The sequence below is a fragment of the Paraburkholderia phytofirmans OLGA172 genome, assembly GCF_001634365.1.
GTDB lineage: Bacteria > Pseudomonadota > Gammaproteobacteria > Burkholderiales > Burkholderiaceae > Paraburkholderia.
Map to the genome: position 1 here is coordinate 2,898,814 of NZ_CP014579.1, position 21,530 is coordinate 2,920,343.

At 62.8% G+C, this 21,530-nt stretch carries 15 protein-coding genes and 1 pseudogene; 11 read left to right on the forward strand and 5 right to left on the reverse strand.

What is annotated here, in order from left to right; translation table 11 throughout:
* Positions 1–195 precede the first annotated feature (195 nt).
* Positions 196–1,005 carry an alpha/beta fold hydrolase gene (locus tag AYM40_RS32910; RefSeq protein WP_201788174.1) on the reverse strand — a complete coding sequence of 270 codons (810 nt, stop codon included), beginning with the start codon at positions 1,003–1,005 and terminating at the stop codon, positions 196–198.
* Positions 978–1,343, reverse strand: coding sequence for a hypothetical protein (locus tag AYM40_RS42035; protein WP_181448446.1), 366 nt, complete (start codon positions 1,341–1,343; stop codon positions 978–980). The genes AYM40_RS32910 and AYM40_RS42035 overlap by 28 nt, the downstream gene beginning before the upstream one ends.
* Positions 1,344–1,454: 111 nt before the next feature.
* Here AYM40_RS42035 and AYM40_RS32920 point away from each other — a divergent pair, with 111 nt between their 5' ends.
* A complete protein-coding gene (locus AYM40_RS32920) occupies positions 1,455–2,366 on the forward strand; it encodes an AraC family transcriptional regulator (protein WP_082855433.1) in 912 nt (303 codons plus the stop codon).
* 86 nt (positions 2,367–2,452) lie between these two features.
* Entirely contained in the window at positions 2,453–3,091 is a 639-nt protein-coding gene (locus AYM40_RS32925) for a dihydrofolate reductase family protein (protein ID WP_063500151.1), read from the forward strand.
* 363 nt (positions 3,092–3,454) lie between these two features.
* Here the strand turns inward: AYM40_RS32925 and prpF are convergent, their stop codons facing one another.
* The 3 genes from prpF to prpC all read right to left on the reverse strand — a co-directional run bounded on the left by prpF (position 3,455) and on the right by prpC (position 8,755).
* Positions 3,455–4,639 (reverse strand): 2-methylaconitate cis-trans isomerase PrpF, encoded by a 1,185-nt coding sequence (gene prpF, locus AYM40_RS32930; protein WP_063500152.1) that lies wholly within the window; start codon positions 4,637–4,639, stop codon positions 3,455–3,457.
* Between the two features lie 35 nt (positions 4,640–4,674).
* Positions 4,675–7,272 carry a Fe/S-dependent 2-methylisocitrate dehydratase AcnD gene (gene acnD / locus AYM40_RS32935; RefSeq protein WP_063500153.1) on the reverse strand — a complete coding sequence of 866 codons (2,598 nt, stop codon included), beginning with the start codon at positions 7,270–7,272 and terminating at the stop codon, positions 4,675–4,677.
* Positions 7,273–7,585: 313 nt separating this feature from the next.
* Entirely contained in the window at positions 7,586–8,755 is a 1,170-nt protein-coding gene (gene prpC, locus AYM40_RS32940; RefSeq protein ID WP_063500154.1) for a bifunctional 2-methylcitrate synthase/citrate synthase, read from the reverse strand.
* A 290-nt stretch (positions 8,756–9,045) separates the two neighbouring features.
* Here prpC and prpR point away from each other — a divergent pair, with 290 nt between their 5' ends.
* The 9 genes and pseudogenes from prpR (at position 9,046) to AYM40_RS32985 (ending at position 21,467) form a co-directional block, all read left to right on the forward strand.
* Positions 9,046–11,016 (forward strand): propionate catabolism operon regulatory protein PrpR, encoded by a 1,971-nt coding sequence (gene prpR, locus AYM40_RS32945; RefSeq protein WP_063500155.1) that lies wholly within the window; start codon positions 9,046–9,048, stop codon positions 11,014–11,016.
* Positions 11,017–11,257: 241 nt separating this feature from the next.
* Entirely contained in the window at positions 11,258–11,626 is a 369-nt protein-coding gene (locus AYM40_RS40940) for a hypothetical protein (protein ID WP_181448447.1), read from the forward strand.
* 98 nt (positions 11,627–11,724) lie between these two features.
* Positions 11,725–13,083, forward strand: coding sequence for an MFS transporter (locus AYM40_RS32955; RefSeq protein ID WP_063500157.1), 1,359 nt, complete (start codon positions 11,725–11,727; stop codon positions 13,081–13,083).
* A 278-nt stretch (positions 13,084–13,361) separates the two neighbouring features.
* Positions 13,362–15,275, forward strand: a complete 1,914-nt coding sequence (locus AYM40_RS32960) for a protease modulator HflK (protein WP_063500158.1) — start codon at positions 13,362–13,364, stop codon at positions 15,273–15,275.
* 76 nt (positions 15,276–15,351) lie between these two features.
* Positions 15,352–16,413: a protease modulator HflC gene (gene hflC / locus AYM40_RS32965; RefSeq protein WP_063500159.1), complete on the forward strand. Its 1,062-nt coding sequence runs from the start codon at positions 15,352–15,354 to the stop codon at positions 16,411–16,413.
* The gene (locus AYM40_RS32970; RefSeq protein ID WP_063500160.1) at positions 16,410–17,579 is read left to right on the forward strand and encodes an SPFH domain-containing protein; all 1,170 of its coding nucleotides are present in this window, start codon (positions 16,410–16,412) and stop codon (positions 17,577–17,579) included. The genes hflC and AYM40_RS32970 overlap by 4 nt, the downstream gene beginning before the upstream one ends.
* Complete coding sequence (locus tag AYM40_RS32975) at positions 17,576–19,591, forward strand: heavy metal translocating P-type ATPase (RefSeq protein ID WP_063500161.1); 2,016 nt, start codon at positions 17,576–17,578, stop codon at positions 19,589–19,591. The genes AYM40_RS32970 and AYM40_RS32975 overlap by 4 nt, the downstream gene beginning before the upstream one ends.
* Positions 19,592–19,593: 2 nt before the next feature.
* Positions 19,594–19,923, forward strand: a complete 330-nt coding sequence (locus AYM40_RS32980; RefSeq protein WP_063500162.1) for a hypothetical protein — start codon at positions 19,594–19,596, stop codon at positions 19,921–19,923.
* A gap of 169 nt (positions 19,924–20,092) precedes the next feature.
* Positions 20,093–21,467: pseudogene (locus AYM40_RS32985) on the forward strand (NAD-dependent succinate-semialdehyde dehydrogenase).
* Positions 21,468–21,530 lie beyond the last annotated feature (63 nt).

Consider the following 21,530-nt stretch of genomic DNA (forward strand, 5'->3'; position numbering starts at 1 on the left):
ACTTCGTACGAGATATGGCGGAAGATCGGATCGATCTGGAGATCCGGGTGGGCCCCGTCAACGATCTTGATGCGGTTGTGAGGCGCGTGGCTAGCACCCCGCGCCCGGGTGCGTGACGGGAGTACGAGGTGCCTGCTGGTCTGCGGGCGTTCATAGACGTGCTGAGAGAGGTCAATCACTAGCGCATGTGAATGTTCATCCGAAGAATCTATTGAGATGCCGCACGGTTTCTTCCGGTTGCTCATCTGGAATCCAGTGCCCGGTATTCGGTAGCTTTAACACTGTCGCGTCAGGGGCAGCCGTGCCAAGGAAAGCAGCGAGGAAGTCGTAGCTGATACCGCCTAGCCCGAGCACCGGAATAGTCAGCGGCGCATAGCCGCCAACATCAGCGATGTCAGTTGCAAAGGAGGAGAACCAGCTGTTGGCTGCGCGTAGCGCATCCGCGCTGTCGTAAGCTGCCGTATACACCGCGCGGTCGTGCGCGGTGATTGCTGTCCTGTCGGCTGCCAGGTAGTCGAACAGCCAATCCTGCACGATGCCGTAGCGGCCCGCGAACACTCGTTCTGACAGTCCTGGAATCTGGTTGAAAGCAAACCACCACGGATGTACCGCGCGCGCCGGATTTTCCAGATCGTAGGTACCCGGCGCTGGAAGCAGAGGAATCTGCTCGAATACCGCGAATGGATGCGGCGAGTCCATCATCACCAGCTTACGCGTAGCCTCTGGATGGTTAGCGGCAAAACTGTAGGCCACCCTCGCGCCGACATCGTTGCCAGCGATATTCACCGGACCTAGGTCAAGCTGGGATACGAGGGCGTGGATGTCCGACGCCATGGTCTTCTTGTCGTAACCGTCGTCGGGTTTGTCCGAGCTGCCCATGCCGCGAAAATCGACGGCGAGCACGCGATAGCGTTCGGCGAGCGGCGGCAGTACGCGCTTGAATTCCCACCAAATCTGCGGCCAGCTCGGCAGTAGGATCAGCGGGGCGCCGGTACCACCTTCCACGTAGTGCAGGCGGATACCGTTGACTTCGGCGTAAGCGTTCGTGAAACCTGGCAGCGTTGCGACAAGGTCGGCGTCGCTGATCGGACCGAGTGATGAAGGAGGCGGTAGCGCACGTGCACAAAAGCAAGATCGCCATCTATCGCAATGCGTTTAACCTCGCATGGAATGCGCCCGGCCTGCTTGATGTAGCCCAAGATGCCGTCGAGCCCATCTGGAAAAAGCGGATTGTGTTGAATATATGGCCCGCTCACGAAATCCGGATACAGGTTCGCCTGGCCCTTGTTGAAGATCTTCTCGTAGATAGTGTCAAGCACTTGTAGGACGTGATCCCTGTTCATGATTTCGCCTCCGTGTTTTGTAGCTCTCATTGGAAACGTTCTTTGGAAGATGATCCATACCAATATGGTGATAAAACATAGCAATTCGTCTCATTCTGCTAGGATACGGTCATGAATGCGTTGAACGGTTGGTTGAAAGCAGTCCGGGCCGACGGCTTGGTGCTGGTGCGCACACGCGTGGCAGGCCCATGGGGGTTCGAGGTGCAACCTCGCAACGCCGTGGTGTTCCACTTCGTGGCGGAAGGGCGTGCTTTCGTGCGCCAACCCGAGACGAAAACGATGGAATTGCAGGCTGGTGAACTAGTCTTGTTCCCGCGTGGCAGTGCGCATGAAGTGGCGCATTCTGGGCGAGGCAAAGCCATGCCGCTGGAAACGTTCCTGGCTAGGCGTGATGGGGTCGTCGACCGCGACCCAAAGGCCACCACGCTGATTTGCGGCCAGTTCGACGTAGATCAGCACTTGGTGCTTCCCGCTCTGCGGGCGCTACCACAAGCCGTGTCGCTCCGCGCTGGAATGGAACCTGGATGTTCACCGCTATGCGACACGTTGCGGATGCTTCGTAACGAAGTGGAGACGCCAAACTTCGGGAATCAGATCGTGGTTCGTAACCTGCTCTCGTCCTTGTTCGTCTACTTCATGCGCGATTGGGCCGACGCTGCATCTCCGGCAACAAACGACTGGTTTTCGGCGCTGCGTTCGCCGCACATCACACGGGTTCTCGCGCACATACACGAAGCACCCGAACGTGCGTGGACACTGGAGGATCTCGCCAAAGAAGCTGGTTTGTCGCGCGCTGCGTTCGCCCGCAACTTCAGCAACTCAGTAGGTGAACCACCGCACAGCTATCTAACGCGCTGGCGCATGGGGATTGCCGCTCAACTGCTCGAGCAGACCGATCTGCGACTTCGCGATATCGCGGCGCGCGTTGGATACCAGTCAGAATTTTCCTTCAGCCGCGCCTTCAAATCGACTCGTGGCGTCGCGCCGATTCAGTATCGGCGCGCGAGACTCGATTGCCGATGAGGGAAGTCCAGTCGTCGAAATTAGGGCGCAAAACTGTCGCCCTATATTAAAGTTAGGCCGACATCCGAACCTGCGAGAGGAGAATCATGAGTAAAGTATTCGTCAACATTGGACTTAGCCTCGATGGCTACATGGCACCGGAAGGAATGACCATGGAGAATTGGGACACGCCTGAGTACAAGAACTGGGGCGCCAAGTGGGGTGCGCTGATGGCCTGGATCTTCAATCAACAGTACTTCCGCGAGAACCACAAGCTCGGACCAGAGGGAGAGACTGGCCCGGTCAATGACCTGCTTCGCAGCACAACGGAGCGCATCGGCGCCAACATTATGGGCAAGCGAATGTTCGAGCAAGGCGAGCGCGCCTGGCCGGAGGAGGCTCCGTTTCACACACCGGTATACGTTCTTACGCACGAGAAACGCGAACCCTGGGTGCGCCCGGGTGGGACGATCTTCCACTTCATCAATGACGGGCCGGAGCGTGCCCTTGAGCTGGCTCGGGAATCCGCAGGCAGTCGTGATATTCGTATCGCGGGTGGAGCCGATGTGATCCAGCAATACCTGACCATGGGTGTCGTTGACGAGCTGGAAATCGCCTTGTCACCCGTGTTGTTCGGCGGTGGGCGGCGTCTCTTCGAGAACCTGGGCGAGCCAGGGCCGCAGTTTCGCATTGACAGGGTTCTTGATGGTCCAGCCGCCACGCACTTGCGCTATGTGCGTCAGTGAGGCCGGCCTGACAATCGGTTGCAGCGAACGGTCCGCTGTGCGGGCCGCCGCTGAACCGGAGCGTTGAATGTCTGCTTCCCAATTGTTGAATTGACCGCTGTGGATCATCCTGAGCCGGTCATCGCCGGCCTCATTGCGGCCAGTTTCGGTCGTTCGTCGCCATGTAACTTGCGGCTTTGGCCTCTCTTGCCAACTGCATCGCTTTTAAACTGTCGTGTGAGATAGTCAAACCTCACTGAGTGGAGCCTATGGCCCCAAGAAATCCAGCACACGTCGCGCTTTGCCGTAGCGCGATTGTTCGAAGCCATTGGATGCGCCAATGCTCGCCTGGGGTCAAACTATGCCGGGCCGGCAACCGTTAACTCATTCCCCCGGCACCCTCACCCACCCCTCCATCAACACCCGCGCACTCCGGCTCATAATGGCTTTGGTGACCATCCACTCGCCGCCTTCCTCTCGAGCTTCGGCCCCCACTCGCAGCGTCCCCGACGGATGTCCAAACCGCACCGCATCGCGCGCCCCACCTCCCGCGGCAAGATTCACCAACGTCCCTGAAATCGCCGCTGCCGTACCAATCGCAACAGCCGCCGTCCCCATCATCGCGTGATGCAGCTTACCCATCGACATTGCCCGCACCAGCAGATCGACGTCACTCGCGGCAACACGCTTGCCGCTGGAAGCCACGTAGTCGGCAGGCTTGGCGACAAAAGCAACCTTCGGCGTATGCTGCCGCGTCGCGATCTCATCAATGTTCTTGATCAGCCCCATACGCACCGCACCATGCGCGCGAATGGTTTCGAACATCGCGAGCGCCTTGTCGTCGCTATTGATGGCACCCTGTAGTTCGGTACCCTTATAACCGATCGATTCAGCATCCACGAAAATGGTCGGGATACCGGCATTGATCATTGTCGCCTTCAGTGTGCCGACACCCGGCACCTCGAGATCGTCGACCAGATTGCCCGTCGGGAACATCGCGCCGCCCGCGCCCTCCTCTTCGGCAGCGGGGTCCAGAAACTCAAGCTGAACCTCAGCAGCCGGAAACGTCACGCCATCGAGTTCAAAGTCGCCGGTTTCCTGCACAGCGCCATCGGTAATAGGCACATGGCCGATGATCGTCTTACCGATATTCGCCTGCCAGATACGCACGACAGCCACACCGTTCTGCGGAATCCGGCTCGCATCGACGAGACCTGCGCTGATCGCAAACGGCCCCACCGCAGCAGAAAGATTCCCGCAATTGCCGCTCCAATCGACGAAAGCCGTATCGATAGCAACCTGCCCGAAAAGATAGTCCACGTCATGGTCAGGCTTGCTGCTCTTCGCGATGATGACCGTCTTGCTCGTGCTGGAAGTCGCGCCGCCCATGCCGTCAATCTGCTTGCCATACGGGTCCGGGCTGCCGATCACACGCATCAGCAGCGCGTCGCGCGCGGCGCCCGGCACCTGGGCCGCCTCCGGCAAATCCTGCAGCCGAAAGAACACGCCTTTGCTGGTGCCGCCGCGCATGTACGTCGCCGGAATCTTGATCTGAGGTTTGTGGGCCATAAAAGTAGTGTCCTGATGAGAGAAGCTCAAAAGCCTTAAGCCGCCGCCTTCGTCGATTCAAGAAAGTCCTGCGCGAAGCGTTGCAACACACCGCCGGCTTCATAGATCGACACCTCTTCCGCCGTATCCAGGCGGCACGTCACCGGCACCTCCACGCGCTCACCGCTCTTGCGATGAATCACGAGCGTGAGGTCGGCGCGCGGTTTGCGTTCGCCGATCACATCGAAGGTCTCAGTGCCGTCGATCGCCAGCGTAAGACGATTCACGCCAGGCTTGAATTCCAGCGGCAACACGCCCATGCCCACCAGATTCGTGCGGTGAATCCGCTCGAACCCTTCGGCAACAATCGCTTCCGCGCCGGCAAGACGCACGCCCTTCGCTGCCCAGTCGCGCGACGAACCCTGACCGTAGTCGGCCCCGGCAATCACGATCAGCGGCTGCTTGCGCTCCATGTAGGTTTCGATCGCTTCCCACATGCGTGTCACCTTGCCCTCGGGTTCGATGCGGGCCAACGAACCGGCCTTCACCTTGCCGTCTTCCAGCACCATCTCGTTCTTCAGCGTCGGATTCGCGAAGGTCGCGCGCTGCGCGGTCAGGTGATCGCCACGGTGCGTTGCATACGAATTGAAGTCCTCTTCCGGCAAGCCCATCTTGGCAAGGTACTCACCCGACGCACTGTCCGCCAGAATCGCATTCGACGGCGACAGGTGGTCGGTCGTGATGTTGTCGCCCAGCACAGCCAGCGGACGCATGCCCTTCAGCGTGCGCTCGCCGGCAAGCGCGCCTTCCCAATAGGGCGGACGGCGAATATAAGTGCTCATCGGACGCCAGTCATACAGCGGATCGGCCTTCTCACCCGTATCGACAGAGACGGCGAACATCGGCTCATACACCTTGCGGAATTGTTCCGGCTTCACGCTCGACGCGACGATCGCGTCGATCTCTTCATCCGACGGCCAGATGTCTTTGAGCTTGATCGCATTGCCGTCAGCGTCGACGCCAAGCACATCCTTCTCGATATCGAAGCGGATCGTGCCTGCAATCGCGTAGGCTACCACCAGCGGCGGCGACGCCAAAAAGGCCTGCTTCGCATACGGATGAATACGGCCGTCGAAGTTACGATTGCCAGACAGCACAGCCGTCGCGTACAGATCGCGATCGACGATTTCCTTCTGGATCACCGGATCCAACGCACCCGACATGCCGTTGCACGACGTGCATGCATACGCGACCACGCCAAAGCCCAATTGCTCCAATTCCGGCAACAGGCCCGCCTCTTCCAGATACAGCGTGACCGCCTTCGACCCCGGCGCGAGCGAAGTCTTCGCCCACGGCTTGCGGGTCAGTCCGCGCTGATTGGCGTTACGCGCCAGCAAACCGGCGGCGATCATATTGCGCGGATTGTTGGTGTTCGTGCAGCTCGTGATCGCAGCGATGATCACCGCGCCGTCCGGCATCAGGCCCGGCTCGTTCTCCACCTTGCCGCTGATACCGCGCGCGGCCAACTCGGACACCGGCAAACGGCGATGCGGGTTCGACGGCCCCGCCAGCGTGCGCACCACGGTAGACAGATCGAACTTCAGCACGCGCTCATACTCGGCGTGCTTCAGCGTATCGCCCCACAGGCCGGTTTCCTTCGCATAGGTCTCGACCAGCTTGACGAGTTCATCGTCGCGGCCGGTGAGCTTGAGGTACTTGATGGTCTGCTCGTCGATGTAGAACATCGCCGCCGTCGCGCCGAATTCGGGCGCCATGTTGGCGATCGTCGCGCGATCGCCGAGCGTCAGGTTGGCCGTGCCCGTGCCGTAGAACTCGAGGTACGCGCCGACCACTTTTTCCCGGCGCAAAAATTCGGTCAGCGAGAGCACGACGTCGGTCGCGGTAATGCCCTCAGCCGGCTTGCCCGTGAGCTCCACGCCGACGATATCCGGCAGGCGCATATATGACGCGCGGCCCAGCATCACGCTCTCCGCTTCGAGACCACCCACGCCGATCGCGATCACGCCGAGCGCGTCCACCATCGGCGTATGCGAATCGGTGCCGACCAGCGTATCGGGGAAGGCCACGCCGTCTTTCACCTGTACCACCGGGCTCATGCGCTCCAGGTTGATCTGATGCAGGATGCCGTTACCCGGCGGAATCACGTCGACGTTCTTGAACGCGCGCTTGGTCCAGTTGATGAAGTCGAAGCGGTCTTCATTGCGGCGATCTTCAATGGCGCGGTTCTTCGCGAACGCATCCGGATCGAAACCGCCGCACTCGACGGCGAGCGAGTGATCCACCACGAGCTGCGTCGGCACGACCGGGTTGACCATCGCGGGATCGCCGCCTTGCGCGGCGATCGCATCGCGCAGGCCGGCGAGGTCGACCAGAGCGGTCTGGCCGAGAATGTCATGGCACACCACGCGCGCCGGGAACCACGGAAAATCCAGCTCGCGCTTGCGTTCGACGATCTGCTTGAGCGACGCCGTCAACGTTACCGGATCGCAGCGGCGCACGAGGTTTTCGGCCAGCACGCGCGAGGTGTACGGCAGCTTGTCATAGGCGCCGGGCTCGATCGCATCGACCGCGGCACGCGTGTCGAAGAAATCCAGCTGGGTACCGGGAAGGCGTTTGCGGTTGGCAGTATTCATGGCGTAGGGGACAAAACAATAATGATCCGGGGACGATGGCGGCAGCCGTGCTTCAGAATCCGCTGCCCCTCTTTCAAGCGGCGCTCCCCTGGCGTGTCAATCGGACAATTGTGTAGTTTAGCTTGCCGTGGCGCGCCGGCTCGCAGTGTGTTTCGTTGATGCGCCGCATCAACGAAACACAACGCGCACCGCAACATGCGCTGCAAAAAATAGCCTTGGCTCGGGGTTCCTGCGAGCCAAGACCAAAACTTCATTACGTCGCGCTCATGAGACGCAATGGAGGAGAAACGCTTGCGGCTTGGTGCTTACACCCTTAGACGCGCTTGGCGAGCGGCACGAACGGCAGATCGTCGGGACCGGTGTAATTCGCGCTCGGACGGATGATCTTGTTGTCGATCCGCTGCTCGATAATGTGCGCGCTCCAGCCAGCCGTACGGGCGATCACGAACAGCGGCGTGAACATCGCCGTCGGCACGCCCATCATGTGATACGAGACCGCGCTGAACCAGTCGAGATTCGGGAACATCTTTTTCACATCTGCCATCACTGTTTCAAGTCGTTCGGCGATGTTGAACAGCTTCAGGTTGCCCGCTTCCTTCGAGAGCTTCTTCGCGACTTCCTTGATGACCTTGTTGCGCGGATCGGAAATCGTGTACACCGGGTGACCGAAACCGATCACCACTTCCTTGTTTTCAACACGCTTGCGGATATCGGCTTCGGCTTCGTCAGGCGTCTGGTAGCGCGACTGGATCTCGAACGCAACTTCGTTGGCGCCGCCGTGCTTCGGGCCGCGCAGCGCCCCGATTGCGCCGGTGATCGCCGAGTAGATGTCCGAGCCCGTGCCCGCGATCACGCGGCCGGTGAACGTCGAGGCGTTGAATTCATGCTCGGCATACAGGTTCAGCGACACATGCATCGCGTCGACCCATTCTTTCGACGGTTCCACGCCGTGCAGCAGGTGCAGGAAGTGGCCGCCGATCGAATCGTCGTCGGTTTCGACTTCGATGCGCTTGCCGTTGTGCGAGTAGTGGTACCAGTACAGCAGCATCGACCCGAGCGAGGCCATCAGCTTGTCGGCGATGTCGCGTGCGCCCGGCAGGTTGTGATCGTCTTTCTCCGGCAGCACGGTGCCGAGCACCGACACGCCGGTGCGCATCACATCCATCGGGTGCGCGGCGGCCGGAATCCATTCCAGCGCGGCTTTGACGTTCGCGGGCAGACCGCGCAGCGCCTTGAGCCTGGTCTTGTAGGCGGTCAGTTCGGCTTGCGTCGGCAGCTTTTCGTGGACCAGCAGATACGCGATCTCTTCGAATTCGCATGCACCGGCGATGTCGAGAATGTCGTAGCCGCGGTAGTGCAGATCGTTGCCGGTCTTGCCGACCGTGCAAAGCGCGGTATTGCCAGCCGTCACGCCGGACAGCGCCACGGATTTCTTCGGTTTGAAGGCGCCTGCGGTCGGCGTGCTGTTATCGGCTTCACTCATAATTTCGTCTCCAACTGCGGGGGTTGCGTTCGTGCGGCAATCAGCGCGCCGAGCTTGTCTTCCAGGGTTTCAAGGCGGTGACCGGTGCAAACGGAGCCTAACAACGCAAAGATTGGGCCAGGCGGAACGCGAGCAGCTAAGTGCCTGATTTAACAAAAAATCGTCTCCTCGCTGCATCGCCATCCTATTTCATAAGTGAAATATCGAATTTCAAATTCGAAATCGACAGGTGCATAATAGGCGAACTTCTCATCCTTCCCGCCTCTCCCTCCAGAGAACGAGCCCCCGCCATGAGCACGCCACCCTTCGACCCCGCGCAGCGCCCCCGCATCTGGGCCGTCAGTATCAGCCGGCTGCGCGATCTGTTCTTCGATATCGCCGGCGAGTACGTCGAACGCGCCGATCTGCGCATCGTTTCGCATGGCTTCGAAGACGCCGTGCACGAGATCGACGAGGTCGGGGCCGGGCGTCCGGATGTCGTGATTGCCGGCGGCTCCAACGGCGCGTATCTGAAAACGCGCGTCGGCGTACCGGTCGTGCTGATCAACCCAACCGGTTTCGACGTCATGCACGCGCTCGCGCGAGCGCGGCGCGACGGCGCGAAGGTCGCGCTCGTCACGCACGGCGATACGCCAGACGAGGTGCGCCGCTTCGCCACCGCGTACGGCATCGACGTGACGTTCGCTTCGTATCAGTCGGCGCAAGACGCGGAGAGCGTCGTTCTCGATCTGCGCGATCGGGGTATCGACGTCGTGGTCGGCCCGGGGCTCGTCACCGATCTCGCGGCGAACGCCGGCATGGGCGCGGTGTTTCTGTATTCACGCGCATCGGTGCGTGCCGCGTTCGATACCGCACTCGAAGTCGCGCAGGCCACCCGCCGCGAAACGGTTCGCCGTCAACGGCTCGACAATCTGCTGCAGCATCTGCGCGACGGCGTCGTCGCGCTCGATGCGCAAGGGCGCGTCGAAGCGATGAACCAGCGGCTTGCCAGCGTGCTCGGCATCGATGCGGCACAGGCAGTGGGCCGCGCGCTGCTTGACCTCGCACCGGATCTCGCAGGCAGCTTGCCCGACGCGGACGGCGACACGTTCTGCACAGTACGTGGCGCGAGCTATGTCGTGCATCGCGGCCCGCTGGCGAGCAGCAGTTCGGCGGCAGGCACCGTGCTCACGTTTCAGGAATCGCGCGCGGTCGAACGGCTCGACCGCACTTTGCGCTCACGGCAGCGCGTTCAGCAGTTCAGCGCGCGTTACCAGCTTGGCGATATCGTCGGCGTATCCGATTCGATCGAACGGGTCCGCACGCTCGTGCAGCGGTACGCCAAATCGGACGCCACCGTGCTGATTCTCGGCGAAAGCGGCACCGGCAAGGAGATGGTCGCGCAGAGCATGCATCAGCTGAGCGCGCGGCGTGACTTCGCCTTCGTCGCCATCAATTGCGGCGCGTTTCCTGAGGCATTGCTCGAGAGCGAGTTGTTCGGTTATGAGGAAGGCGCGTTCACCGGCGCGCGCAAAGGCGGCAAGGCGGGGCTGATCGAAGTGGCGCACCGCGGCACGCTGTTTCTCGACGAAATCGCCGAGATGCCGTTGTCGTTGCAAAGCCGGCTATTGCGCGTGCTGCAGGAGCGCGAGGTCGTGCGGCTCGGTTCGACCGAGCCGACGCGAGTGGATATCCGGGTCGTCGCAGCAACGCATCGTGCGTTGACCGAGGGCATCGAGGCGGGTGGTTTCCGCGCGGACCTGTATTACCGGCTCAACATCCTGAGCATCGCCCTGCCGCCGCTGCGCGAGCGGCCCGCCGATCTGCTGCCGCTCGCGGTCGAACTGCTGCTGCAGGCGGCGTCGCGCGAGCCCAGGCTGGCGGCACGGCTACACGATGCGGATGCCGCAGCACGCGTGCTTAACAGTCTTGGTGAGCCGCTCAAGCGTTACACGTGGCCGGGCAACGTGCGTGAATTGCAGAACGTAATCGAACGGATTGCGGTTGAACTGGCAGACGCGGACATGGACACGAACTCAAACGGCGCCACAGAAACCGTCTTTACGCGCGAGGTACTGCGCACCGTCGCACCTGAAATCTTCGAGCAGCCCCAGGCGCGCACGAAGAAAGCTGCGCTCACGTTACGCGAGCGCAGCCGTCATGTGGAAGCAGACGAAATCCGCGCCGCCCTCGCCGCCTGCGACGGCGACCGCGATGCGGTTTGCCAGGCTCTCGGCATCAGCAAGACGACGTTATGGCGGAAGCTGAGCGCGACGCAGTAGCCTGAGCCACGCCGCCCTGTTTCACAGCATTCGCTCCGGCGCGCGACACGGCCGCGCGCTTCCTGCTGCTAGCCTATCGAACGAACCGTGACGAACGCCAGCGCAAACACGGGCATGAACGCAAGTAGCCGATGATCGGCCCATGCGCATTCAAAAACTAACGTGAAGATGAAAGTCTTTCGAAGCCAATGCGCTCTGCCCGATTCGACGCGCATCTGCAACAGAGTCGGGTAATCCCGCGTTGCTCCTCGTTGTCAAACTACTTAGAGTTCGGCCTGTTCTCAGAGAGAATCCATGTTCTTTATGCGAACAAATCAGACGGAAATCATCAACGTCCGGGCCGTCCTTCTCCTCGCGCAAGTCAGGGCAGGTCAACCTGTCCGAGTACTATGCACTGCCGAAGCGCGCCGGCCCCTATGCGCCGCAGGCGTTCCGGCGCACCAACGGCAACACGCTCGGCACGGCGGCTGCGGCTGCGGCTGCGGCTGCGGCTGCGGCTGCGGGGCATATCATCGCGGCCACCGCAACCGTCGGCGACGGCTTGCAGAGCACGCCGTCACCGTTGCGCAGCCAGTTCGCTGCCGGCGCAGGCATCGTGCACCGCTTCTAAACGGCGTACGATCGTAAAAAAGAAAGGCTCGCTGCGGCAAGCCGTCACGGCGAGCCGTAACGGCAAGCCTTTCCGTATTCTGCAGTCAGGAGACCCTCATGAACCGCAGCACCGCTGTGAACGTTCAAACGTTTATCAACGACCATCCTTTCTCGCCGTTCCAGTGGCTCATCTTTTTCATGTGCTTCGTCATCGTCCTGCTGGACGGTTTTGACACAGCCGCGATCGGGTTCATTGCACCGTCGCTGATCTCCGAATGGGGCATCGCCCGGCCGGCGCTCGCGCCGGTGCTCAGCGCGGCGCTGTTCGGCCTCGCCTGCGGCGCGCTCGTCTCGGGGCCGCTGTCCGACCGGCTCGGGCGGCGTTCGATGCTGCTCGGCTCGGTGCTGCTGTTCGGCGTGGCCTGCTTTGCTTCGGCCTTTTCCAACAGCATCGAACACCTGACGATCCTGCGCTTCATCACCGGCGTCGGCCTCGGCGCGGCCATGCCGAACGCCGTGACGATGATGGGCGAGTACTGCCCCGATCGCCGCCGCGCGACCTTGATCAATCTGATGTTCTGCGGCTTTCCGCTGGGTGCGGCCTTCGGCGGCTTTCTCGCTGCGTGGATGATTCCGCACTTCGGCTGGCGCAGCGTGCTGCTGCTCGGCGGTATCACGCCGCTGGTGCTGCTGATCGCGCTGGTGCTGAAGATGCCGGAATCGGTCCGCTACATGGTGGCCAACAGTAAGCCGGTCGAACGGATTCGCGCAGCGCTGACGCGCATTTCGAGCGACGCCGCAAACGCCGGCAGTTTCGTCATGACCGAAACCGCGCCGCAAACCGGCGGCAAGGGCATGAGCGTGGTGCTCTCGCGTTCGTACATCATCGGCTCGGTGATGCTGTGGGTTGCCTACTTCATGGGCCTCGTGATCTTCTACGCGTCGATCAACTGGATGCCGATTCTGCTGAAGGACGCCGGACTCACGCCGCAACGCGCGACGCTGATTTCCGCGCTATTCCCGCTCGGCGGCGTAGGCGCCGTGCTGTGCGGCGTGCTGATGGACCGCTTCAACGCGAACCGCATCATTGCCGCCTGCTATGCGCTGACCGCGGTGAGCGTGTACTTCATCGGCCAGGCGGTCGGCAATGTCGGCGCGCTGGTGTTCATCGTGTTCGTCGCCGGCGTGCTGATGAATACCGCACAGTCGTCGATGCCGGCGCTTGCCGCCGCGTTTTACCCGACTCAAGGTCGCGGTACGGGCGTGGCGTGGATGCTGGGGATCGGCCGCTTCGGCGGGATCGCGGGCTCGTTCCTCGTGGCTGAATTGACGCGCCGCCACTTCACGTTTGGCGGCATCTTCGCGATGGTCGCGGTGGCGGGTCTGATTTCGTGCGTGGCCTTGCTGCTCAAGCAGGCGGCACGTCCGCATGTGATGGCAGAGGCTGGCGCGAAAGCGGAGTCGTTTGGGCATTGAGTTGGGCTTTACCGTGTCTCTGCTCGCAACGCCAGCTCGCCGCGTTCCATCCGGAACGGCGCGCACGGCGTTCGGGAGAGGCCGGTCACGACTGACTGACTGACTCGCGCTGCGACAAGGACAGTCCCGCTTCGCATTGCTTGTGCCCGTTGATTCTCTCGCAGACTAACCTTGAGTATCCTAAGCTGGCGCGTTAAATTGCGGCTCGCGGATCATCGCGAATGCCCACGGGGAGGCTGCACGTCACCCGATTTGTAACGCGTGCGTAAGGAATACTGATGTCAGAACGGCCTGCCGGCGAAGAAATCAACTTGGGCGAGCGACCGTCTGGACGTGGCGAAACCTCGCTGGCTGGATGGGCCGCCCTGGGACTCGCGGGTCTGCTCGGCACCCTGAGCCTGTTTAAAACCCTGCCCATCGATCTGCGCTGGAGCACGGTTCTGGCAAGCGCGTGCCTGAACGTGCTGGTTGTCACGATATGGCAGCCGTCGATGGCACGCACGGCACCTGATCCGGCACAGGAATCAGGCTGGAAGCGGGGCGTAAGTTTCGTGAAGCAGCTTGTCCGGCACGATGCCGAGGCGCCGTCCTTGAGTCTCGCACTCCGGGCTTTTCGCTGGCAGCCGTGGGGCGTGGCCATGTGCGGCTGTCTTTCCGTGGCGATCGCCGCGACAGCGTTGCAGCCCCTTTCGCCCGCCACGCTCGTTCACGCGATGGTCTCATCGAATCTTGTGATCGTTAGCGGCGCTGCGGCGCTGACGCTGGCCTTCCTCACGCTCGTCGCCGAACGGTTCTATGCACAGGATGCGGAGCAATCCCATGCCTCGCTATCGGCATCGCTCGCCGGCATGCTGCGCGTCCTGGTGATGTGTGCGCTCGCTGCGGCGTTGTCAGCGGCGTGGTTCGTCTACCTGCACACAGCGCTCGATCTGTTGGTGCATGTTGCGGCGGTATTCAATGCTGCGATTGCCGTCGAAATGATGATCCGCGCCACGCTTCTGTGGTTCTTCGCACCGAGCGCCGGTGCAAACGCGGCTCATGTTCCGTCGAGCATCATTGCGGGTCTGTTGCGTTATCGCCGCTCACCGCTCTCGTCGATCGGCGCTGAATTGCATGACCGCTACGGTATCGATCTGCGTCAGAACTGGGTGTTGCGCAGTTTTGTGCGACTGTTGCCGGTCACCGTCGTGGCGATGGTGGCGTGTGCGTGGTTGCTGACATCGGTCGTGGTGCTAGGCCCATCCCAGCGCGCGGTATACGAACGGTTCGGCGCACCGGTAGCGGTATGGCCGCCGGGCCTTCACTTCGGTATGCCCTGGCCTTTCGGCAAGGCGCGCCTTGTCGACAACGGCGCCGTGCATCAGCTCATCGTGTCAGGTGGCGCCGACGACAGCAGCGTCGCAGCGCCCTCCACTCCCGCCGACGGCCCGACGCCCGAACAGCTGAATCGTCTCTGGGACGTCCAGCATCCCTGGGAGACAAGCCAGGTGATCGCGGGTGCAACCGGCGAGCAGCAGAGCTTTCAGATCGTCAACGCCGACGTGCGGCTCGATTACCGCGAGGGCTTGAGCGATACGGCGGCGCGTGCGGCACTGTACCGGTCGGTCGACCCGGAGAGCACCGTCCGGTCGATCGCCAATCGCGAGGTGGTGCATTACCTCGCGTCGCACACGTTGCAGGCGTTGCTCGAGACGAGTCAAACCGCCATGGCCGAGAGCGTGCGCCGTGCTGTTCAGCGGCAACTCGACCAGCTCGCGAGCGGCATCGAAGTCGTGGCAGTGGTGATCGAGAGCGTGCATCCGCCGTCGGGGGCGGCCGCGGCCTATCACGACGTGCAGGCGGCGCAGATTCGCGCTCAGGCGAGCGTTGCCGAGGCACACGGCTTCGCGGCCGGCTTGCTCGGCAATGCGCAGCAACAGGCACTGGCGGGCGTCGCCCAGGCGAGCGCCCGGGCGGCTGACACGATGGCGGCGGCGCGCGTGCAGCAAATCAATTTCGAAGCCGACACGGTGGCCTACCGGCTCGGCGGACCGGCGTTCCCCTTCGAGTACTACTTGAGCAAGTTGCAGCAGGGATTGCAGAATGCGCGCATCACGGTGATCGACGACCGGCTGACAGCCGACCGCCGGGCAACCATCGATCTGCGCTCGTTCACCGCGGGCGATCTCGCCGGCATTCCTCACGGCAATTGACCCCCTGGCTGCACCGTGCGCGCGCCGTACGGATACGCACGCCCAATGTCGGCGAAGCTGTTTTTAAGGTGACGATATGAGTTTGTTCCATTCGCATGCAGACGGTCACGATCACGGTCACGGTCCGCATCGCCACGGCGGTGACGATGCGCTGGCTGCGGGCGGCGGTCCGTTCTACATACGGGTTCTGCTTGCGTTGCTTTGCGTGATCGTTGCGATCGCGGTGGCGAGCTTCATCTCCGTGCGTGCAGGCGAAGCCTCGGTGATTACGCGCTTCGGTCAGCCCGTGCGCGTGTTGCTCGAACCTGGCCTCGCGTGGCATCTGCCGGCGCCGATCGAAGCGGTGGTGCCGGTCGACCTGCGCTTGCATACGACGTCGAGCGGCTTGCAGGACGTGGGCACGCGTGACGGCTTGCGGATCATCGTGCAGGCGTATGTCGCATGGCGCGTCGCGGCGGACCCGAACGACGTGCGCCGTTTCGTTCGGGCCGTGGGCAACCAGCCGGACGAAGCCGCGCAGCAAATCCGCTCGCTGCTCGGCTCGTCGCTGCAAACCACGTCGGCAGGATTCGACCTTGCGTCGCTGGTCAACACGGATCCGTCCAAGGTGCGCATCTCTGCCTTTGAAGACGCGTTGCGCAGTCAGATCGACGCGCAACTGTATTCGGCTTACGGCGTGCATGTCGTGCAGGTTGGACTGGAGCGCCTGACGCTGCCGGCCGTGACGCTCGCGGCCACCGTCAGCCGGATGAGCGCCGAGCGCGAGACGGTGGCCGCGCAGCGCACGGCCGACGGCAACCGCGAGGCCGCGCAGATTCGCTCGGATGCGGACCGCGATGCCCGGCTTGCCGTCGCCGATGCGAATGTGAAAGCGGCGGAGATCGAGGCGCAGTCCCGCAAGGACGCTGCCGCGATCTATGGCAAAACTTACGCGGGCAATCCGCGGCTCTACACGATGCTGCGCTCGCTCGACACGCTCGACTCGGTGGTTAGCGCCAATACGAATCTGATTCTGCGCACCGATGCCGCGCCGTTCCAGGCCCTAGTGCAGGGCCCCACCGAACTGCGGTCCGAGCCATTGCCGCAGCCCGGCGCCGGCTCGGCGCCCGCGTCGAAAAAATCCAGGTCCGCGCGATGAGGTCGGAAGCCGGCTTGCCGCCGCTCGGCCCGGGAGCCCAGGCGGTACGACTCTCGTTCTGGTTTGTCGCCGCCCTGGTCGTGCTCGCCGCTTGTGCATGGGCCGGATCGAACATCCGGCGCATTCCGCCTGATAGCCGGGCGGTCGTGTTGCGGTTCGGAAAGTTCGTGCGCACCCAGGAAGCGGGCCTGCTGATTGCGTGGCCACGTCCCTTCGAGTCGACGTTGCTGGTGCCCGGCAGTGCGCGGGTCCTGGAGCAACGCATCCAGTCGCTCGAACGTGATCCGCGGGCGCGCGCTGCGGATATGAAATTACCGGAAGCACCGCCATTGGTTCAAGGACAGTCCGACACCGGCGCCGTGATCGGGCCGCAGGATACGCCACCTGGCCCACCGCTCGCGCAAGACAACGTGGCCGGCCCGGACAATCCGCCGGCCGGTGTGCAGTTGCCCGATGCGCTAGCCGGCTCCGGCTATGTGCTCACTGGCGACAACGGCGTGTTGCAACTGCGCGCCACGCTGTATTACCGGGTGGTGAATCCGTATGCCTATGTCCTGCAAAAAGATCAGCTGGCTGCGGCGCTGGAGCGAATCGTGTCCGCATCGGCGGTCGATGTCGTCGCCCAGCGTGACCTGGATGCCATCCTCGTCGCACGTCCCGAGTTGTTGTCGGCGGATCAGCAGGTCGCCGTAAAGCGTGAGCGTCTGCGGGGCGATCTCGCGCAGGAAATCGAGCGCCACTTGCGCCAGCTCGACGCGCAGCACGCGGGACTCGGCGTGGAAGTCGCGCGTGTCGACGTCGAGGTCGCGTTTCCCGCTGCCGCCGTGAGCGCGTTCAATTCGGTGCTGACCTCGTTGCAGGTGGCCGAGCGCAGCATGGCCGAGGCGCGCACGTCCGCTGAAAAAATACGCCAGGATGCGCAACAGGACGCCGACCGGATCGTGCAGAACGCACAGGCGAACGCCGTTGAGCGTGTCGCCACCGCGCAGGCCAAAACCATGACTATCCAGCAACTGGAAGTGCCGCTTCGCACCAATAGCGATCCCGGGCTTCTCGCGCGCGTGTATCGGGACCGCGTTCAGTCGGTCCTCTCGAAAGCGGGCAACGTGACGACCGTCGGACCGCACGACACATCGAATCTGATCTTGCCGGGAAATGCGCGATGAGCACCGGCGTCAAGCACACAGCGCATACAGGTGGCCACGCCTCGCACGCGGACGAAGCGAACCGCATCGCTCAGGGGCGTGCGATTGTTTTGTCGGCCTCCGAGCAACGGGGCGTCACGCAGCAAGTCGCGCTTGCCTTGCTGGCCGGCGGCCTGTTGATTCTGTCGACGGCATGGCACTACTTCGCTCCAGCGGACGAAGCGCTTGCGCAGGTCCTGGCCGGCCTCGCTTCGCTGGCCGTCGCCGGACCTGTGTTCGCCGGCGCGTGGCACAGCCTTAAGTCGCCGAGTCTGCACGGCGTGACTGACCGGCTGATCGCACTCGCCATGCTGGCGGCGTGGGCGGTGGGAGACATGGCGACCGCCGCGTTGTTGCCGATCGTCATGACGTTCGGGCATGCACTCGAAGAGCGCAGCGTGCTCGGATCGCAGGAGGCGATCCGGGCGCTCGGCAGGCTGACCTCGGGCAAAGTTCGGCGTGTGAAGGCGGACGGCTCGATCGAAGAAGTGCCGTACGACGCGGTACGGGCGGGCGACCCCATCGAAGTCGTAGCCGGTGCGCGGATTCCCGCCGACGGTATCGTTCAGCATGGCGACTCCAGTGTCGACAATGGGCCGATTACCGGCGAGTCGGTGCCGCTCGATGTCGAGCCGGGGTCGACCGTGTTCGGCGGCGCGATGAATCTCGACGGTCCGCTGCGTATCGAAGTCACTCACGCGGGCAAGCAGTCGACGCTCGGCAAGATCATCGAGTTGATGCAGCGTGCCGAGCAGGCGAAGCCGCCGATTACACAGATACTCGAGCGCTACATGGGCGGTTATTTGTGCCTCGTCCTGCTGATTGCGGCGCTGGTGTGGTTCGTCTCGGCGAATGCATCGGCAATGCTGGCCGTGATTGTCGCGGCGTGTCCGTGCGCGCTGGTGCTCGCCGCACCGTCGACGGCCATTGCCGGCATCGCTGTCGGCGCGCGCCACGGCATTCTGTTCAGAAGCGCCGCTTTTCTAGACAAGTTTGCGCAGATCGATTCGCTGGTGATCGACAAGACCGGCACGTTGACCTACGGCGAAATGCGTGTCGAAGACGTGATGCTGGAACCCGGCGCCGACGCGGCGCAGGTTCTCGAACTCGCGGCGCGGCTGGGCGGCAGCAGTGCGCATCCGGTGAGCCGCGCGCTGCTGCGTTACGCGACTGAAGCCGCACCGGCCGGATTCGAACGGGAGCCGTTCGAACACGCACGCGAACTACGCGGGTTGGGCGTCCTCGCCGAGACGCCGGACGGTGTCGCGGTGCTGGGCCGCTACGGCTTGCTAGCGGACTACGTGCAGGCTTTGCCGGACCCGCGCCGGGAGATTGAAGGGCCTTGCGTTGGTCTTGCATTGAATGGGCGGTTGCTCGCGTGGTTCGGGTTTGCCGATGCATTGCGGGCGGAAGCAAAGGATGCGCTGGCGGAGTTGCGGGAGCTCGGGCTGACGCGCCAGACACTGTTGACCGGCGACCGCGAGCCGGTGGCGCGAAAACTGGCAGCGGACACCGGCATTGCCGTGGTCGTCGCGCAGGCGCTGCCGCACGACAAGCTCGATTATGTCGTGCGGGAAATGGCGGCCGGCTATCATCCGTTAGTCGTGGGCGACGGCCTGAACGATGTGCTCGCCATCAAGGCCGGCCCCACTAGCATTGCGATGGGCGAGCGAGGCATCGACATTGCCGTGGCGTCGGCCGATGTCGTACTGCTCGGCGACGACTTGCGTCGTATCCCGACGTGTGTCCGCCTCGGGCGTCGCTGCCTGCACACGGCGGCAGTCAACGCCGCGATCGGGTTGGCGTGGACTGTCGCGGTGATCGCGCTTGCCGCGACCGGCGTGCTCAGCGCCGTCTGGGTTGCGCTTTTGCACAACCTGGGCACATTCATTGTGATCGCGAATGCGGGGCGGCTGCTGCGAATGGATGAAGGTATTCCTCCGTGGGAGAATCGTGTGCACCTTGTTGAAGGTGCACACAAAGACAGGATTTGAAAATGAAACGTGTATTTGTATCGGCAGTGCTCGCAGTGTGCCTCGCGCAGCCGGCGGTTGACGCCGTTGCACAGACAGTCAGCGATCGGTGTTTTGCGATTGGCGATATTGCCGCCCAGGTGGCATCGTGGCGTGCGCACAAAAAGACGAAAGCGCAAGCGCTTGATCAAGCGGCAAAGTACTACAAGGATGAGTCCGACCGGCAAGCGGTCTTCGGCATCATCGATAAGATTTACCGGCCCGGCGCGCCGCATATGACGCCCGATCAGGCGAGCATGGCGTTTACGTCGGACTGTGCTGAACAGCACAAACCGCAGGCACCCAAGCCGTAGTGCTTGCTGTCCGTGCGGATATTTCGCTGCGCGACCGCCACCCATCCCGGCACGGCGGCGTCACGCCACATTCAGCAGAAAATGCTGTCGAGGCCCGAAAAAAACGCTCCGCGCGCCGTGAAAGCCTCGATTGCCGATTTCGTCGACGGCAATCTGAAGGAGCAACCCGATGTTTCTCGCCTTGACTCGCAACGACCTGATTCGCCCGCAGAATCTCATCGACGGCAAGTGGATCGACGCCGCCGACACCGCGCGCTTTCCCCGCGTGGCGCGATAAGCTGCCGCGCGAGCGCGCGGAGATTCTGCGCCGCTGGCACGCGCTGATCGTTACCCATACCGAAGACCTCGCCAAGCTGATGTCGACGGAACAAGGCAAGCCGCTCGCGGAAAGCCGTGGCGAAGTTGCCTACGGTACGTCGTACGTCGCCTGGTTCGCCGACGAAGCGACACGCATCTACGGCGATCTGATCCCGCAGCAACAACGCGGCAAACGCATGAGCTCGGTGAAGGAACCCGTCGGCGTGGTCGCGGCGATCACGCCGTGGAATTTCCCGCTGGCGATGATTGCGCGCAAGATCGCGCCGGCGCTTGCGGCTGGATGCACGGTCGTAGCCAAGCCCGCCGAAGACACGCCGCTCACCGCGCTCGCGCTGGCAGCGCTCGCCCAGCAGGCGGGCTTGCCGGACGGCGTGCTGAACATGCTGTCGGCTTCGCGTGAACAGGACATTGCGGCGGTCGCCGACTGGCTCGCCGACGCGCGCGTGCGCAAGATCACCTTCACGGGTTCGACGCCGGTCGGCAAGCATCTCGCCCGCGAATCGGCTGGAACGCTGAAGAAGCTGTCACTGGAATTGGGCGGCAATGCGCCCTTCATCGTATTCGACGACGCCGATCTCGACGCCGCGGTCACCGGTCTGATGGCCGCCAAGTTCCGCAACGGCGGCCAGACCTGCGTATGCCCGAACCACGTCTATGTGCAGTCCGGGGTCTACGCGCGTTTCGCCGATCTCCTCGCGAAACGCGTTGCCGCACTGAAAGTTGCGCCCGCCACCGACCCGGACGCACAGATCGGTCCCATGATCAACGCGCGCGCCATCAACAAGATTGCCCGCCATATCGAAGACGCCGTCAAACAGGGGGCCAAGGTGCTGACAGGCGGCAAGCGCCTGACCGAACTCGGCCCGAACTACTATGCGCCGACCGTGTTGACCGATGCACAGGCCGGCATGCTCGTCTGCTGCGAAGAAACCTTTGGCCCGGTCGCGCCGCTGTTCCGTTTCGATGAGGAAGCCGAAGCGATCCACCTCGCGAACGACACGCCGTTCGGCCTCGCCGCCTATTTCTACACGTAGGACGTACGGCGCATCGATCGCGTTGCGGGCCAGCTCGAAGCGGGCGTGATCGGTATCAACGAAGGCGCAGTGTCGAGCGAGGCCGCACCGTTCGGCGGCGTGAAGGAATCGTGCTATGGCCGCGAAGGCTCGAAGTACGGGCTCGACGATTACATGTCGATCAAGTATCTCTGCCAGGGCGGGCTGGACTGACAGCCTCCCGCGCGTTCTTCCTCCCGGCTCATGGGCATTGCACCGTCTACGGCATAACCCGTT

What these genes read in the sequence shown, in the direction of transcription:
- AYM40_RS32925 (WP_063500151.1), top strand. Translation starts at nt 2,453, where the DNA reads ATGAGTAAAGTATTCGTCAACATTGGACTTAGCCTCGATGGCTACATG.
- acnD (WP_063500153.1), bottom strand. Translation starts at nt 7,272, where the DNA reads ATGAATACTGCCAACCGCAAACGCCTTCCCGGTACCCAGCTGGATTTC.
- prpF (WP_063500152.1), bottom strand. Translation starts at nt 4,639, where the DNA reads ATGGCCCACAAACCTCAGATCAAGATTCCGGCGACGTACATGCGCGGC.
- AYM40_RS32980 (WP_063500162.1), top strand. Translation starts at nt 19,594, where the DNA reads ATGAAACGTGTATTTGTATCGGCAGTGCTCGCAGTGTGCCTCGCGCAG.
- AYM40_RS32970 (WP_063500160.1), top strand. Translation starts at nt 16,410, where the DNA reads ATGAGGTCGGAAGCCGGCTTGCCGCCGCTCGGCCCGGGAGCCCAGGCG.
- prpR (WP_063500155.1), top strand. Translation starts at nt 9,046, where the DNA reads ATGAGCACGCCACCCTTCGACCCCGCGCAGCGCCCCCGCATCTGGGCC.
- AYM40_RS32975 (WP_063500161.1), top strand. Translation starts at nt 17,576, where the DNA reads ATGAGCACCGGCGTCAAGCACACAGCGCATACAGGTGGCCACGCCTCG.
- AYM40_RS42035 (WP_181448446.1), bottom strand. Translation starts at nt 1,343, where the DNA reads ATGAACAGGGATCACGTCCTACAAGTGCTTGACACTATCTACGAGAAG.
- AYM40_RS32920 (WP_082855433.1), top strand. Translation starts at nt 1,455, where the DNA reads ATGAATGCGTTGAACGGTTGGTTGAAAGCAGTCCGGGCCGACGGCTTG.
- AYM40_RS32955 (WP_063500157.1), top strand. Translation starts at nt 11,725, where the DNA reads ATGAACCGCAGCACCGCTGTGAACGTTCAAACGTTTATCAACGACCAT.
- prpC (WP_063500154.1), bottom strand. Translation starts at nt 8,755, where the DNA reads ATGAGTGAAGCCGATAACAGCACGCCGACCGCAGGCGCCTTCAAACCG.
- AYM40_RS32960 (WP_063500158.1), top strand. Translation starts at nt 13,362, where the DNA reads ATGTCAGAACGGCCTGCCGGCGAAGAAATCAACTTGGGCGAGCGACCG.
- hflC (WP_063500159.1), top strand. Translation starts at nt 15,352, where the DNA reads ATGAGTTTGTTCCATTCGCATGCAGACGGTCACGATCACGGTCACGGT.